14 protein-coding genes are annotated in these 15,881 nt (G+C 67.5%); 10 read left to right on the top strand and 4 right to left on the bottom strand.

Features of this window, described 5'->3' with window-relative positions; translation table 11 throughout:
- Positions 1–49 precede the first annotated feature (49 nt).
- Both LPC10_RS06525 and LPC10_RS06520 read left to right on the top strand, forming a co-directional pair.
- The gene (locus LPC10_RS06525; RefSeq protein ID WP_231345970.1) at positions 50–2,545 is read left to right on the top strand and encodes a GAF domain-containing protein; all 2,496 of its coding nucleotides are present in this window, start codon (positions 50–52) and stop codon (positions 2,543–2,545) included.
- 155 nt (positions 2,546–2,700) lie between these two features.
- On the top strand, positions 2,701–3,696 hold the full coding sequence (locus tag LPC10_RS06520) for an HWE histidine kinase domain-containing protein (RefSeq protein ID WP_231345969.1): 996 nt from the start codon (positions 2,701–2,703) through the stop codon (positions 3,694–3,696).
- 553 nt (positions 3,697–4,249) lie between these two features.
- Here LPC10_RS06520 and LPC10_RS06515 read toward each other — a convergent pair.
- The 3 genes from LPC10_RS06515 to LPC10_RS06505 form a co-directional block, all read right to left on the bottom strand.
- Entirely contained in the window at positions 4,250–4,597 is a 348-nt protein-coding gene (locus LPC10_RS06515) for a hypothetical protein (protein ID WP_231345968.1), read from the bottom strand.
- Positions 4,597–6,294 carry a methyl-accepting chemotaxis protein gene (locus tag LPC10_RS06510; RefSeq protein ID WP_231345967.1) on the bottom strand — a complete coding sequence of 566 codons (1,698 nt, stop codon included), beginning with the start codon at positions 6,292–6,294 and terminating at the stop codon, positions 4,597–4,599. The genes LPC10_RS06515 and LPC10_RS06510 overlap by 1 nt, the downstream gene beginning before the upstream one ends.
- A gap of 726 nt (positions 6,295–7,020) precedes the next feature.
- Positions 7,021–8,562, bottom strand: a complete 1,542-nt coding sequence (locus tag LPC10_RS06505) for a sensor domain-containing diguanylate cyclase (RefSeq protein WP_231345966.1) — start codon at positions 8,560–8,562, stop codon at positions 7,021–7,023.
- A gap of 908 nt (positions 8,563–9,470) precedes the next feature.
- Between LPC10_RS06505 and LPC10_RS06500 the strand changes: the two genes are divergently transcribed.
- Entirely contained in the window at positions 9,471–9,629 is a 159-nt protein-coding gene (locus tag LPC10_RS06500) for a DUF3325 family protein (protein ID WP_231346980.1), read from the top strand.
- A gap of 103 nt (positions 9,630–9,732) precedes the next feature.
- Here the strand turns inward: LPC10_RS06500 and LPC10_RS06495 are convergent, their stop codons facing one another.
- Positions 9,733–10,374, bottom strand: a complete 642-nt coding sequence (locus tag LPC10_RS06495; RefSeq protein ID WP_231345965.1) for a response regulator transcription factor — start codon at positions 10,372–10,374, stop codon at positions 9,733–9,735.
- A gap of 391 nt (positions 10,375–10,765) precedes the next feature.
- Between LPC10_RS06495 and LPC10_RS06490 the strand changes: the two genes are divergently transcribed.
- The 7 genes from LPC10_RS06490 (at position 10,766) to LPC10_RS06460 (ending at position 15,868) form a co-directional block, all read left to right on the top strand.
- Positions 10,766–12,706: a PQQ-dependent methanol/ethanol family dehydrogenase gene (locus LPC10_RS06490; RefSeq protein WP_231345964.1), complete on the top strand. Its 1,941-nt coding sequence runs from the start codon at positions 10,766–10,768 to the stop codon at positions 12,704–12,706.
- 114 nt (positions 12,707–12,820) lie between these two features.
- Positions 12,821–13,510 (top strand): pentapeptide repeat-containing protein, encoded by a 690-nt coding sequence (locus tag LPC10_RS06485; RefSeq protein ID WP_231345963.1) that lies wholly within the window; start codon positions 12,821–12,823, stop codon positions 13,508–13,510.
- Positions 13,511–13,521: 11 nt separating this feature from the next.
- A complete protein-coding gene (locus LPC10_RS06480; protein ID WP_231345962.1) occupies positions 13,522–13,929 on the top strand; it encodes a hypothetical protein in 408 nt (135 codons plus the stop codon).
- A gap of 43 nt (positions 13,930–13,972) precedes the next feature.
- Positions 13,973–14,434 carry a cytochrome c-550 PedF gene (gene pedF, locus LPC10_RS06475; RefSeq protein WP_231345961.1) on the top strand — a complete coding sequence of 154 codons (462 nt, stop codon included), beginning with the start codon at positions 13,973–13,975 and terminating at the stop codon, positions 14,432–14,434.
- 8 nt (positions 14,435–14,442) lie between these two features.
- Complete coding sequence (locus tag LPC10_RS06470) at positions 14,443–14,757, top strand: hypothetical protein (RefSeq protein ID WP_231345960.1); 315 nt, start codon at positions 14,443–14,445, stop codon at positions 14,755–14,757.
- Positions 14,754–15,311 carry a cytochrome b gene (locus LPC10_RS06465; protein ID WP_231345959.1) on the top strand — a complete coding sequence of 186 codons (558 nt, stop codon included), beginning with the start codon at positions 14,754–14,756 and terminating at the stop codon, positions 15,309–15,311. The genes LPC10_RS06470 and LPC10_RS06465 overlap by 4 nt, the downstream gene beginning before the upstream one ends.
- On the top strand, positions 15,308–15,868 hold the full coding sequence (locus tag LPC10_RS06460) for a rhodanese-like domain-containing protein (protein ID WP_231345958.1): 561 nt from the start codon (positions 15,308–15,310) through the stop codon (positions 15,866–15,868). Before LPC10_RS06465 ends, LPC10_RS06460 begins: the two co-directional genes overlap by 4 nt.
- Positions 15,869–15,881: the final 13 nt, after the last annotated feature.

Below are 15,881 nucleotides of genomic sequence, written 5' to 3'. Positions count from 1 at the left end.
TCCGCCGCGCTCGGCAAGCCTGCCGAAGCCCCTTACCGCCAACCCGCCGATGACCGTGCTCGAAGCTTCCCCTGCCGACGTCCATGATCCGGCCCGGCTCGCCATCTTGGATGCCTACGACATCCTCGACACGGCTCCGGAAAAGGGGTTCGACGACGTCGTCTTGCTTGCCCGCAACATCTGCGAGACATCCGCCGCCCTGGTGAGCTTCGTCGCCGGCGATCGGCAATGGTTCAAGGCGAAGATCGGCTTTCCCGAGTGCGGGACCGACCTCAACGCGTCCGTTTGCGTCCACGCAATGGCCGAGCCGGGTCTCCTCGTCATCCCCGACCTGACGCTGGATCCGCGGACGCGGGACAATCCCTTGGTGACAGGCGGCCCAAGCATCCGCTTCTATGCCGGCGCGCCCCTCCGGACACCGGATGGCAAGGCTCTGGGTAGCCTCTGCGTCATCGACATGGAGCCCCGACCCGGGGGCCTGACCGAGCGCCAGGCCGAGTCTCTGCGGGCGCTTGCTGGCCAGGTCATGGCGCAGTTGGAACTGCGCCGCATGCTCGGCGGCGAGCGGCGCCTACTCGCGCAGGGCGAGGAACTCATTCGAACCCAAGCTGCCATGTTGGGCGCCAGGGGCGATCTCGCGGTCATGCTCGACGCCCTGGTTGCGGGCGCGATGGAGGCTGTCCCCCACGCCGAAGGTGCCGTCATCGAGATGCGCGAGGACGAGGAACTGGTCTATCGCGCCACCAGGGGTGCGCTCGTCCCTCACACCGGCTTGCGGGTGCCGCTGCGCGCCAGCCTCGCGGGCGCCTGCCTGCTATCCGGCGAGCCGATCCTCGTGCCTGACGTGCTGAAGGACCCTCGGGTCAAGCACGACCTCGTCGCCACCCTTCGCCTGCGCTCCTGCGTCCTGGTGCCGGTCAGACGTGCCGGCGAGGCGGTTGGGGTGCTGAAGCTGCAGTCGAGCCGGCGCGGCGCCTTCACAACCATGGACCTCAAGCTCGCCCAGGTTCTCGCCGGCACCGTGTCGGCCGGGCTGGCCGAGGTGGGCGAGGCCGCCGCGCGGCGCGAGGCCGAGACCCGGTTGCGGCGGGCGCAGGAGGCCGGCGGCGTCGGCGTGTTCTCCATAGGCCTCGACGGAATTTTGCACGCCACGCCCGAGTTCTGCCGCCTCTACGGACTGCCGCCGCGCGACAGCTACCCCTCCACGGCCTTCGAGCAACTCATCATCCCCGAAGATGTGCACCTCATCTCGACCGCGGAAACGCGGCGAAGCGGAAAGGCTCCGCGCGACGTGGAGTATCGCATCCACCGGCCGGACACGGGCGAGCTACGCTGGATCGCCCGCAAGGGCGAGCTTGAATACGACGAAGTTGGCCAACCGATCCGCTTCGTCGGCGTGGCGCGCGACGTCACCGAACAGCGAACCGAGCGAGTCGCCCTTGCCGAGAGCGAGCGGTACAAGACGGTGCTGCTGGAACTGGGCGATCGGCTACGCGATCTCACCGATGTTCCCGGGGTGACGCAGCTGGCGGCCGAGGTCGCCGGCACGGCTCTCGGCGCCAGTCGAGCCGGCTTCGGTCGGCTCGACGCGACGGGCGAGCATGTGAGCGTCGAGCCGGACTGGACGGCACCCGGACAGACGAGCATCGCCGGTGACCACCGCTTCGCTGACTACGGCGACTTTCATCACGGTTTCAAGCTGGGCAAACCGCTGGTGGTCTACGACGTGACCACCGACCCTCGCACGGCCTCTCATGCGCCAGCGCTTCAAGCCATCGGCGTGGCAGCCTTCGTCGATATTCCCCTGCGCGAACGCGGCAGCAACGTCGCCCTCTTCTTCGTGCACGACAACGTGCCGCGGACCTGGACGGAGCAGGAGCTGGCCTTCATGCGCGCCGTGGCGGACCGGGTTGAGGTCGGTGTCGCGCGCCTGCGAGCCGAGGAGCGGCAACGCCTGCTCAACCACGAGCTCTCGCACCGAATGAAGAACCTGTTCTCGATGGTGCAAGCCATCGTGACACAGACCCTGCGGGGCGCCACCGACATCGAGACCTCGCGCGAGGTGCTGGTGAAGCGACTGATCGCCCTGGGCAAGGCGCACGACATCTTGCTCGGCGGGGCGGCCGAGCGCGCCCCGCTTGCCGCGGTGGTTCGTGAGGGCATCGGCGTCCTGGAGGCTGCATCGGAACGGGTGGAGATCACTGGACCCGAGGTCGAAATTAGCGGAAAGGCAGCGCTCTCGCTGGCGCTGATGCTCCACGAGATGACAACGAACGCCGTCAAGTACGGCGCCCTCTCCCTCCCGAGCGGTCGGGTCACTTTGTCTTGGTCGGTGTACCCGGCCGAGAAGGGGCAAATGCTGAGGCTCTCCTGGCGCGAACGCGGGGGACCTTGGGTCGCGCCGCCATCCCGCAAGGGCTTCGGGACGCGCTTGATCGAACGGGGGCTGACCGGACAGATCGGGGGCACCCTATCGATGGAGTATCCGCCGGAGGGTGTGACCTGCACGGTAGAGGCGCCGCTGCAGGACTTCCAGGCGGAGTGAGAGGCCTAAGCTCGGCTGAGGGGCGCGACCGCGTCGCACAGCAACCCGTATAGCCATCGTAGGTTAAACCCGGTGGACGGATGCGAGCTCGTGTCGGCCTCTCTGGCCGGTGGACGGAGGCCGATCCTGGAGGGTGTGGGTTGTCTAGGGGAGATATGTCGGGGGCAGGCGCGGTCGACCTCAGGCTCCTGCGCGCCGCGGTCCAGGCCTTCGGCGAGGCCATCCTGATCACCTCGGCCGATCTCGACGAGCCGGGACCCCGTATCGAGTACGCCAACCCAGCTTTCCTGCGCCTGACTGGATACGAGGCGTACGAGGTGGTCGGACATACGCCGCGCATCCTCCAGGGGCCGGACACGGACCGCGCCGAGCTGGACCGCTTGCGGTCCAGGCTCGAAGCCGGCGAGGCCGCCCAGGGCGAGGCGGTCAACTATCGGAAGGACGGTTCGACCTACGTAGTCGAGTGGGTGATCACGCCTGTGCGAGAGGCCGGCGGGCGCATCACGCACTGGGTCGCGACGCAACGAGACGTGACCGAGCGACGTGCTTACGAGGACCGCCAAGACTTGATGGTGCGCGAGCTTCACCACCGCGTGAAGAACACGCTGGCGACCGTCCAGGCCGTGCTGAACGCGACCGTGCGCAGCTCCCTCAGCATCCCGGAATTCACCCGCGCCTTTTCGGGTCGGATCGCGTCGCTGGCGCGGACGCACGCGCTGATCACCGAGGACGTCGCCCAGGCCGCCTCGTTCGAAGGACTGCTTCGGGCCGAGCTAGACCCCTATAACGAGGGCGGGCGCGTATCCTTAGACGGACCCAGGGTCGTGCTGCCGTCCGATCACGCGGTGCCGGTCGGCATGGCCCTGCACGAGTTGACCACCAATGCCTTGAAGCACGGCTCTCTGGCTGACCCGAATGGGCGGCTCCAGGTGACGTGGTGGATCGAAGATGGACATGCCGGGCACGCCCTGCGCTGGGACTGGGCCGAGCACGACGGCCCACCGGTCGGACATCCCACCCGCGAGGGCTTCGGCCATCGCCTCCTCAACAAGGTCCTGGCAACACAAACCGGCGCCGAGGTGGCGGTCGACTTCGCCCCGGACGGGTTGCGGGTCTCCGTCCGCATGCCTCTTCCAACGGGCAAGGACTGAGAGGGCGAGGTCGCGTCAGTCCTTCTCGCGCCCGGTCCTCCACCATATCGCCCGACGAATTCGGATGTCCGAGGGCGGAACCGCTGGGTTGGCAGGCGAGCGCTCCGTCCAAGCGCTGCGTTGCGTCGCCGTTTGCCTGAAACGGTCAAGCCGAGGAGCATGCCACTCGCATCCGCTTCGCGTGGACGGCCTCCCTCGTCACCGCCGATCGAGCGGATCGGGCCGCTCCGTCAGGCCCACCTCATCCCACCCTCGAACGGCCTGAGTGTGGCCGCCTGGACCAGCCATTCCATGCCAACGGCAGCCCTCGGAAGCCAAGCGGCCACTCCAGCGGCTTTGCTTGAAAGGCTGCTTATGGCGCACAGCAGCGGTACAGCCTCCGCCTGCTCAAATGCCATTTCTCAACCCGAGCCGCCCTCTCGTTGTGCGATCAGACATCCGAGAAATATGACCGTTTTTCAGCCGCTTAGATGTGCGCAGAAATCGAGCAGAAGAAATCAGATTCCAAGGAGCGAGACCGTTAGGTGTTTATAAGGGATCTGCTGCGCGTCGGTCAGAGCTCGGGAGCGGCGTCTGCTGACCACGAGCCTTGACCTTGATGCGGGTAACGGCGAGCCATATCAACGAGTTGCCGAACCTCTTCCAGCAGATGCTGCAGCATCACTCCAGCGTGTCGGCCGCGCCCACCGAGTTGCTCCAAGGCCAACCACAGGCCAGCGAGTTCGCGCTCCAGATCGTCGTGCAGGTTCAGAAGCGCATCGCTGTTGGCTTGGATGTGCGGCACCCGTGAGCCGAGATCGACCCCTGCTGCATGCGCCTCGGCCAGCTCGCTGACGATGCGGCTGACCTGCAGTGTCGCGAGGCCCGTGGTCGGCAGGACGTGGATCTCGGCTCCCCTCATCAGGCGGCCCGCACCGTGTTGAGGAAGCGCGCCACCTCCGCACCGAGATGCTCGGACTGGCGCGAGAGCTCGGACGCCGCGGACAGCACCTGGCTAGCGGCCGCCCCTGTCTCCTCGGAGGCCTGTGCCACGCCTGCGATGTTGCTCGTCACCTGGCCCGTGCCGGTGGCAGCCTGCGAGACGTTGCGCACGATCTCCTGCGTGGCTGCCCCCTGCTCCTCCACCGCGGCGGCGATCGTCGCCGTCACCGCGTTGATCTCCCGAATCCGGCTCGTAATCGTCCCGATTGCTGTCACCGCCTGACCCGTCGCACCCTGGATCTGTGCGATCTGCCCCGAGATCTCGTCGGTGGCCCGCGCCGTCTGTGCCGCCAGTTCCTTGACCTCGCTCGCCACCACCGCGAAGCCGCGGCCCGCCTCGCCGGCGCGCGCCGCCTCGATGGTGGCGTTCAGCGCCAGCAGGTTCGTCTGCCCGGCGATGTTCGAGATCAGGCTCACAACATCGCCGATCCGGGTTGCGGCTTGGCTCAGTGCGCCAACGAGGTGGGCCGTCTGGTCCGCTTCGCCCGCGGCGGTTTGCGCGAGGTTGGCAGAACCGCTGACCTGGCGTCCGATCTCCTGGACGGAGGCGCCGAGCTCCTCAGCGGCGGCGGCGACGGTGCTGACGTTGGAGGCGGCCTCTTCTGCAGCCGCCGCAACGGTGGTGGACTGGCTCGCGGTTTGGGTTGCTGTGGCGGTCATCGTGCTGGCGGTCGCCTGCAACTCGGTGGCAGATGACGAGACCATGCCGACGATCCCGCCCACGCTACGCTCGAAGCCGTCAGCCAGCTCCAGCATCGTGCGCTTGCGCTCGATGGCGGCTGCTTCATCGGCGATGCGCCTGACCTCGGCCTGCTCGACCGCCTTCTGCGCAACCATGGCCTTGATGCCCTCGACAGCCTTGCCGATAGCGCCGATCTCGTCGCCGCGGCGGGCCTCCGCGATCTCGGCGTCGATGTCCCCCTTGGCCATGCGCTGGAGCACGTCGACGAGCCGGCCCATCGGCCGGACGGCGCCCCAGATAGCGATAGCGCCGAGCAGGCCGAACGCTGTCAGCAGGCCCGCCACGGCGAGGCTGGTGAGGGTGACGGAGGCCGCCCCGGCGATCTCCGCTGCCTGCGCCTTCGCTGCTTCAAGGTCGCGCAGATTGGCTTCAACGCGCTGGACGACGGATTCGACAACCTTTCGGCGAGCCGGACGAACCTCGGTGTTGGACACCTTGGAAGCCTCGACGCTGCTGTTCTTAAGGCCCAGCGCGATCGACCGCTCCGCCGCGGCGAAGAACGCGTTCAGGTCGTTTTTAATGCCCAGATTAATTGTGCGGCGAACGTCTGTGTCAGCCAGCGCGATCAGGCGATCGATGGCGGCGAGTGCCTGCTGCTTGTACTTCTTGTAGTTCTCGACCTGAGCCGCCATCGCCGCATCTTCGGTCTCGATAATCGTGTTCTTCTCGCTGATGGACGCCTCGTCGAGGGCGACGTTCATCTGCAGGGACAGGACGGCGCGCGCTGCATTGACGTCGACGATGTGCTGCGTGTTCTCCGCTAGTGTCGCCAGCTTGTCTCGCGCCAACAAGATTATGCCGGCGGAAACGATGAGCATCACCGCCGCTGGAATGGCCAGTTTGCCGAGCAGCCGGAGATTAGTAAGCCAGGACATGGACGACTTCTGAGGGGGCAAATGAACTGCATCCGCGAGCTGCCCGTGTGCCTACGGATGAGGCACCATCACGTTTTGTTGGCTAATAACCCATTAACATCAAGAAGACTGGCTTGCTGCCATAACATAAGTAGAGCCAGCTCCATCAACGCGTGATATTCGTCCGTTTTGCGCGATCACGGTTGTATGTCGGAATAATGCTAGCAGAGTGCTTTTCCCACTTTGTTCCTTAGCCCGGTGTCACACTCATTGATAACATACAGCCTCGTGGTCTGAAGGCCAGTTTAAGGTTTATAATCCAGGCAGGATTGATGAGGGCGTTGGCGGCCATGAGACTGGCGTCGCAGGCGAGCCTTCCGGTTTCGACGTCGCCCTGGAGGGTGCGCTCACGGTGCAGGCCGCCTCAAAGGCTGAGTGGGTACCGGCTTGGAGAAAGGAGTCTGGCGCGTACTCACCGCTTCGCTATGCGCACGTCCAGCGGCACGGCATCGAAATCGTGTCTGGGATCAATGACGTGAATCTCAGTCTGCGCACGGTCTTCATCAAGGGGCCAGACGGCACCATAATCGAGCTGCTGCAGCGGTTGCCCCATCCCTGAGGAAGGCCGCAGCTGTCCGATCCAGGATTGCTCGTCACCGCACCCTGGAATCGGATGGTTCGATCAGCCAGCACTGTACAACCCCGATCTTAACCGCACTCCCCGGGAGTCTCGAAGCCTGCATCGGTCTATTGGGCCCTCACCAGACGAAGCTCGCGTGGCACGCTCTCGGGGTGACCCGTCAGGCCAGAGGCGCACCGGGTTTGGTTGCGCCCGCCCGCCTTCGCCTCGTAGAGGGCCACGTCCGCCGCCCGGTACAGCGCCTCCGCCGGCTCCCTGGGCGAGCCGGAGCCGGTCGCGAGGCCGATGCTCACCGTGACCGCGCCGGCTCCGATGCCGGCTGAGGGCAAGGTGAGCGCCGCAACCGCCTCGTGGACCTTGCCGGCGATGCGCGAGGCACCTTCCTCGTCCGTGTCCGGCAGCAGCAGGACGAACTCCTCGCCGCCCACCCGGGCCACGAGGTCGTCGGGCCGGCTGACGCTCGCGGAAAGGCAGCGGGCCAGCGCCTTCAGCACCTCGTCGCCGACGGCGTGGCCGTAGCGGTCGTTGTAGCGCTTGAAGTGGTCGGCATCGACGATGAGCAGCGACAGCGGCTTGCCCTCATGCCACGCTCTCTTCCAGGCACGCTCCGACACCTCGTCGAAGCGGCGCCGGTTCGGCAAATCGGTCAGGGCATCGGTCCGCGACAGCCGGGCGAGTTCCGCCTGCAGCACATCGCGGCGGCGAAGATCCCGTCCGTACAGCAGAGACAGGAACACGGTCAGGCCGCACAGAACCAGGACCTCGCTGCTGATGACGAGGGCCTTGAGGCGCCAGCCGGCCTCGATGTCGCGAGTGGCGAGCGCCACGTTGAGGACAAGTGGCAGGTCGCCGACCCGGGTGAAGGTGTAGTGGCGCTCGACCCCGTCGCGCACCGAGGTGCCCACGAAGCTCCCGGAGCGCTCGGCCACGAACCGCCGGAAGGTCGAAGCACCGGCGATGTTCACGCCGATGTCCGCCTCCTCGTAGGGCTGGCGCATGAGGCGCGTGCCATCGCGCAGGTAGAGATTGATCGCGCCGTCCCGACCGAGGCCGATCTGGTCGAAAAGGCGACTGAAGTAGTCGAGCTTGAGGCCCGCCAGGACCACCCCGCCGAAGGAGCCATCGGGCTTATCGATGCGGCGGCTCAGCACCACGATGCGCGAACCTGTCAGTCGGGAGAACAGCGGCTTGCTGACGTCCAGGCCCAGGTTCGGATCGGCCTTGTGGGCCTGGAAGTAGTCGCGGTCGGCGTTGTTCAGACGGCGCGCTGGGACCGCCCCGGCGTCCAGGACGCTTTCGCCGTGCTCGTCGAGGACGAGCATCACGCCGAGGTCGCGCGCGGTCCCGGCACGGTCGAACAGGACGAGCTGGCGCATCTCAGGGCTCAACGTGTCGAGGCCAGGGACCCGGAGATTGTCGACGACCGCCTGCAGGGAGAGGTCGATGATCTCGACGTTGCGGGCGATGTCGCGCTCGATGACGTGGAGCAGGTTCTTCGAGGTCTGCTCAGCCTTGTCCCAAGCGTCCTGCCGCAGGTCGAGCAGCATCAGCCCGAAGACGACGAGCATGCCGACAGGGGCCAGCACGCCCAGCGCGATCCAGGTGCGGACGGAGCGCAGCCGTCGCGCGAGGCGGGGCGGCAGGACCATCGGCGGGTTCTCCCAAGCTTCTTCGTTGCTTAGTATCTGGAGCCTGCCGCCTAACCGGCAGTTTCTTCGGACGCCGCTCCTGGCCCTTCAACGTTGTCGTGACTAACGCCGCGTTGAGGAGGCCGAGAGGATCCTCATCGTCCGCGGGGCTCGGTTGCGCGGTGTTCGAGGCGGTCACCGGCGAGGCCGTCGACCCGCGGTCGCTGCCCGCTTCTACCCGGGTGTCGTGGCCGAGACAGGCACGCTGGTATGGACGACCCAGCGCAGGCCAACGCACGACGAGTTGATCCGGGCTTGGCCCGCGCGGGAGGAAGCGGGCCTAGCCGAAATTGCACGCGGCTGGTGGCAGCCGGCCATCGATATATTGCGCGAGGAGCGCCGCAGGACGGCACCCCTGGAACGAGCTCGCGCATCGCGTCGGTCCGGAGCGATGCGATTATGCTTATTGGACCGCGAACCGCTTAGCTTCACTGGCAGCGAACCTCATGATGATGTCGGCGAACCCACGTCTGAGAAGGGCCCTGGTGGCTCGCCAGCCGAATGTCGCCTGCGCGGAGGCGGAAGCGGGAGGATTCAGGCGACTTGCTCCGAGTTGAAGGCTTTGCTGCCGGGCCAGCAGCCCTCCCCAAGCCTAAGCTCTCTGAAGCCACGCCTCCACATCCGAGTCTGCTCACGCATCCACAGCGGACCTGCCGCCGCATGAGGGCGCATGTCTGCAAGTGGCGCTCAGCCGAACAAGGGCGAGCGAACTCCTGACCCCTTGCGGACATTCGGGGCGCTGCCGCTGAAGGTCTGGATGGGGTGGAAAGCTGACGTTCAACATTACCCGCTGAACGACCGCTTCCTGCTCGCAGCGGACCATCGCTTGCCTCGGCTGGGCCGGCCACGTCTTGGGCCTGCTCGTCGCCGTGGAGGCAAGGGGCCGGGGCTCCGGGCCAGTGCAGTGGATCTACGTGCTGTCGGGCGCCGCCGCCGGTCTCGTCCTTCTGCTGCCCTATCGCCCTTGCCTCGTCGCTCCCGCCGGTATCGCCTCGCGCTGTCGGGGCGCGATCCTGCACTTCGCTTGACCGTGGGTCTCGCAGCGGCGTCCCGCCTCCCTATACGTGACAGTTGTTCTTCACTGAGGGCAGCGCATTAGCCCATCACGAGATGCGCCGCGACGAGGGCGGATCACATCCCAACCCGGTCGAAATCCAGCGCCGAGGCGCAGAGCGCCACCTGGGTCCGGTTGCGCACGCCGAGCTTGCGCATGATCTCGGAGACGTGGGCTTTCACCATCGAAACGCCGATGCCGAGCTCGAACGCGATCTGCTTGTTGAGCTTGCCCCGTTTGATCATCGATAGCACGTTCATCTGCGCGGGCGTCAGCGCGGCGATGCGCGTGGAGGCGTCCGCCGTCTCGCTCGCGTCGGCATCGGGGGCCTGGGCCAGTTCGGGCACGAAGATCGAGCCCCGCATCACGCTCTCCAGCGCCTCCATGTAGGTCGCCCGCGTCGCCGATTTCGGCACGAAGCCCGCCGCGCCGAGCCGCAGGGCCTCGCGCACGATCCGGCTCTCCTCCAGGCCCGAGCAGACCAGGATCGGGATGCGCGGGAAGCGAATGCGCAGGGACATCATCCCGTCGAAGCCGGTGACGCCCTTCATCGACAGGTCGAGCACGATCACGTCGATGCCGGGCCGCTCGGCCAGCACGGTCTTGGCCGCCTCGATCGAGTCCGCCTCCTCGATCCGGGCATGCGACAGCCCGAGGCGGATCGTGCTGCGCAAAGCCTCGCGGAACAGCGGATGGTCGTCCACCAGGATGATGTGCATCGCGTCCACTCGTTCGGGCGCAACCCGCGGCGCCTGGACTGTAAAAGTGATGCTCGCGCGGCCGGACGAGCGTCAAGGGCGCAGTTTCAAACAAATTCATTATGGTCATCGAGCCGGATCGCAATTCTGATATGGCAAATCAGGCCGGGATGAACTTGCAATTTTAAGACTTCCCTATGAGGCATGGACAAAAGTTAGCGTGCGGCGGGCAATCTTTCCCGCCATACCTCCATTCGAGCCCGGCCTCGGGACGCCAAGCTCTCACGAAGTATTCGGGTCGCCCGCTCGTCGCGGCGGATCGTCGGATGCTTGTCGTGAGGCTCCCGCGGACCGGCTCCCCATCAGAATCGAAAGACGCGGCGCGGCCCACGCGACCGCCAGGGAGAGACGCATGGCCAGGAAGACAGCGGGGCACGGCCCCCGCACGCTGATGCTCGCCGCCGCTTCGTCGCTGATCCTGTCCGGCCTGCTCATGGCGGCGCCCGCCTCGGCCCAGAAAACCGAGACCAAGGATGCCCCCAAGGCCGAAAAGGCCTCGACCGGCGCCGCGGTGACCTGGGAGGACATCCTCAACGACCAGAACACCGACAAGGACGTGCTCATGTACGGCATGGGCATCAAGGCCCAGCGCTATTCGGGCCTCGACAAGATCAACACCAAGAACGTCAGCCTGCTGAAGCCGCGCTGGTCGTTCTCCTTCGGTGACGAGAAGCAGCGCGGCCAGGAGGGCCAAGCGCTGGTGCATGACGGCGTGATCTACATCACCGCCTCCTACTCGCGCATCTTCGCGCTCGACGCCAAGACCGGCAAGAAGCTGTGGTCGTTCTCGGCCCGCCTGCCCGACGATATCCGCCCGTGCTGCGACGTGGTGAGCCGCGGTGCCGCGATCTACAACGGCAAGATCTATTTCGGCGCGCTCGACGCCTCGATGTACGCGCTCGACGCCAAAACCGGTAAGGTCGTCTGGAGCAAGAAGTTCGACGACCACGCCGCCGGCTACGCCTATACGGGCGCGCCGAACATAATCAAGGACAAGAAGACCGGCAAGGTCGTCCTCATCCACGGCAATTCGGGCGACGAGTTCGGCGCGCAGGGCAAGCTCTACGGCCGCGATCCCGAGACCGGCGAGGAGATCTGGATGCGGCCGCTGGTCGAGGGCCATATGGGCCGCCTCAATGGCAAGGACTCGACCACGACGGGCGACGCCAAGGCGCCGTCCTGGCCCAACGACAAGGACGGCAAGAAGGTCGAGGCGTGGAACCACGGCGGCGGCGCCCCCTGGCAGACCGGCGTCTACGACGAGAAGACCAACACCTTCGTCATCGGCACCGGCAACCCGGCCCCGTGGAACCACCATTACCGCTCCGGCCCCGGCGGCGACTGGAAGCCCTACGACAGTCTCTACACCTCTGGCCAGATCTACATCGACCCGTCGAACGGCGAGCCGGTGGGCTTCTTCCAGCACACCCCGAACGACGCGTGGGATTACTCTGGCAACAACGAGATCATCCTGTTCGACATGGAGAAAGACGGTAAGACCGTGCGTCTCGGCGCCCATGCCGACCGCAACGGGTTCTTCTTCCTTACCGACACCGACAAGCTCACGGCGCGCGACGGCCAGATCAGCAAGCAGACCGCGCTGGTCGCCGCCTATCCCTTCGTGCGTGACATCACCTGGGCGACGGGCTGGGACCTGAAGACCGGCCGTCCGATCGAGGTCGAGGGCCAGCGTCCGCCGGCCCCGGAGGAGGGCCAGGCCAAGGGTAAGTCGATCAAGGTGACGCCGAACTTCCTCGGCGGCAAGAACTGGAATCCGATGTCCTACTCGCAGCAGACGGGGCTGTTTTACATCCCGTCGAACGACTGGACCGAGGATTACTGGACCGAGAACGTCACCTACAAGGCGGGTTCGGCCTATCTCGGCCAGGGCTTCCGCATCCAGCGCAAGTTCGACACCCATGTCGGCGCGCTGCGCGCGCTCGATCCGAAGACCGGCAAGATCGTCTGGGAGCACCTGGAGGCGATGCCGCTCTGGGCCGGCACCATGACGACCAAGGGCGGGCTCGTCTTCACCGGCACCTCGGACGGCTACGTGAAGGCGTTCGACGCCAAGACCGGCAAGCAGCTCTGGGCGTTCCAGACCGGCTCGGGCGTGGTCTCGGTGCCGAGCACCTGGGAGATGGACGGCAAGCAGTACATCGGCATCTCCTCGGGCTACGGCGGCGCGGTGCCGCTGTGGGGCGGCGACATGGCCGACCAGACCAAGCTCGTCTCGCAGGGCGGCTCGTTCTGGGTGTTCGAGCTGCCGACCGACACCGCCTCGGCGCAGTGACCCGACGCGCGGGAGGTTTTTTTTAGAGCCCTCCCGCCGCCACGGCCGGGCCGGCGCCACCGCGCCGGCCCGATGCGACACCCCCAAAAAAATCCGCAAAAAGGAGCTGACCCGATGTCGGCCCGGACCCGCGGCGCCCGGCGCGCCCTCCTGATCGCCGGCCTTCTCGCGCACGCGCTCCCGGCGGCGGCCCAGACGGTGGTCCTCAACCGGGAAGAGCGGCCGAGCCCCTGGGAGGTCGGCGGCTGCACCATCGCCCCCGGCGCGAAATGCGCGGGCGCGGACCTGCGCCACGCCGACCTGAAGAACGCCGACCTCGGCGGCGCCGACCTCACCGGCGCCAACCTCGCCCGCGCGGATCTCCGCGGAGCGAACCTGCGCGGCGCCATCTTGGAAAAGGCCAATCTCAGCGGGGCCCAGCTCCAGATCGCCTTCATGCAGGGCGTGAAGGCCAAGGACGCCCGCTTCGTCGGGGCCAACCTCGACCACGCCCGCATCGTCGGCGGCGATTTCAGCGGCGGCGACTTCACGGTGGCCGATCTGGAGATGGTCCAGGCCAAGCGCGCCCAGTTCGTCGGCGCCCGCTTCATCGACACCGACCTGCAGGAAGCGAAGTTCTACGAGGTGAATCTCACCGGCGCGGTGATGGACGGCGCCAAGATCCGCTTCGCGATCTTCCAGGACGCCTGGATGCAGGATTGCAAGGGCTGCCCGGTCCACTGGCAGACCGACAAGCCCGTCTGGGAGGCCTACCCGGCCGCGACCGCCCCGAAGCACGAGGACGAACCGCAGGCGGGCAAGTGACGGCGTGGCCGATGGCGCTCGCGATGCTCGGCACGATCCTCTCGCTGCCGGCGCTGGCCGCGGGCGAGGCGGAGGCCGGGATGCGCGCCGCCTTCGCCAAATGCCGCGCTATGGCCGAGGGCACCGAGCGGCTGGCCTGCTACGACCGGCTCGCCGCCCACCTCGCCCCGCCCCGCTTCCAGGGCCGCCTGACCGCGCAGACCGAACCCTTCGAGATCACCGCGCCCACAATGCTGCGCTACGAGAGCGATGGCCCGATCTTCGTCCTGTACCTGAAGGACGCGGCCGGCGGCATCGTCCAGAACCTGCACATCGGCGGCGGCGGCAGCGCCACCCACCGCATCGACACGCCCGGAACCTACTCGCTACAGGTCAGCGGCTCGGAGACGTGGCGCATCTGGCTGGACCCGGCCCCGTGAGCCGCCCGGCCGAAAATCTCCCCATCGAGAAAGGCATCCGCCGATGAACCGCACGCTCCGGGCCGCCGCCCTCGCCCTGCCGCTGGCGATCCCGCTCGCCCTTGCCACGACCGCCCTCGTCCACGCCCACGGCGACGGCGCCCCCTCGGCCATCGACACGACCGGCCTGGAGCCGCTCGGCGAGAACGACCGCGACAAGAACCCCTATGTCGGCAACGCCAAGGCGGTCGAGATCGGGGCGTCCGGCTACAACAAGAACTGCGCCCGCTGCCACGGCATCGACGCCAAGTCCGGCGGCATGGCGCCCGACCTGCGCGAACTCGACAAGACGGAAGCCTCCGACGTCTACTTCCTGACCCGCGTGCGCGGCGGCGCCCAGCGCGACGGCCGCTACCGCATGCCCCCCTTCGCCGACATCCTGAGCCAGGAGGCGATCTGGGCGATCCGCACCTACATCGAGAGCGAGGCCGACAAGGACCCGGCCATCGCGGCCAAGATCAATTGATTCCGCGGATGCTCGCGCATTCGGCCTCGGCGCTCGCGCTGGCGGGAGGGCTGCTCCTGCCCGTCCCCGCGCGCGCCGAGGTCAAGGAATACCAGATCCGGCGCATGCTGATGCTGAAGACGGAGTGCACGGTGACCGGGCTCGACATCGCCCGGATCGCCGACGACCCGCGCCTGCGCGAGCGCTTCCGCGCGACCTGCGAGAACCTCAGCCACTATCCCGACGGGGTCGAGATCGTCTGCCCCGACACCGAGGACGAGCGCGACTGCACCCTGCTCACCGCCAAGCGCGAGTTCCCCCATCTGAGGCTGCTGGCGCGATGACCGCCCCCGCGCCCTGGCCCGGCCGCCTCTCGCTCGGCCTGCACTGGGGCGTCGGCGCGGGCGTGCTCGGGCTGCTCGCCTTCGGCTTCTGGCTCCAGACGGTGAAGGGCGGCCCGGACAAGACCGCGCTCGTGCAGATCCACAAGTCGGTCGGCGTGCTCGTCCTCATTGCCGCGCTCGCCCGCGTGGTCTGGCGGATGCGCGAGGGCTTTCCCGCGCCCGCCGGGCCGCACGCCGCCTGGGAGCGGCGCGGCGCGATTCTCCTCCACGTCTTCCTCATCGCGGCGACCCTGCTGATGCCACTCTCCGGCATCCTGCGCTCGCTGGCCTACGCCCGCCCTGTCTCGGTGTTCGGGCTGCCGCTGGTCCCGAAACTGTTCGAGGCCAAGCACGAGACGCTCTACGCGGTGGCCTCCAACCTCCACGATGGGCTGGCGCTCGCCTTGAGCGCGGCGCTCGCGCTCCACGTCGCGGCGGCCCTCAAGCATCACTGGATCGACCGCGACGCCACGCTCACCCGCATCCTCGGCCTCACCCGGAGGGCCGGGCGATGAGGCGCGCCGCTCTTACCGCAGCGCTCGGTCTCGCCGTCCTCGCGGGTGCCGCCCGGGCCGATTTCGACAGCGACGAGACCACCGGCTACCGGGTGCAGAACTACCGCGCCCCGGTGACCCGCCCGGTCGAGGCCGGGGAGCGGATCGACATCGCCGCCCTCGACCGCCTGCGCGACGAGGGCGCGGTGCTGATCGACACCATGCCCCAGCGCGGCGGCTATGACCCCGCCACCGGCGCGTGGCGCATCGTGGACCGCCGCGAGACGATCCCCGGCGCGACGTGGCTGCCCGAGACCGGCCGCGGCCGGCTCGAACCGCGGCTCGCCGCCTACTTCGCCCGCCATCTCGCCCGCCTGACCGGCGGCGACCGGGGGCGCCCCATTGTATTCTTCTGCCTCGCCGATTGCTGGATGTCGTGGAACGCGGTCAAGCGCGCCGCCGCGCTGGGCTACACCCGCCTCTACTGGTTCGCCGATGGCACCGACGGCTGGACGGACACCGAGCGTCCCCTGGTCGAGGCCGTCCCGCCCCCGGTTCCACCCCTCGAAGACCGCTGAGCCGAGGCCCCGC

This window comes from Methylorubrum sp. B1-46, assembly GCF_021117295.1.
Lineage (GTDB): Bacteria > Pseudomonadota > Alphaproteobacteria > Rhizobiales > Beijerinckiaceae > Methylobacterium.
This window is presented reverse-complemented; position numbering and strand designations above follow the sequence as displayed.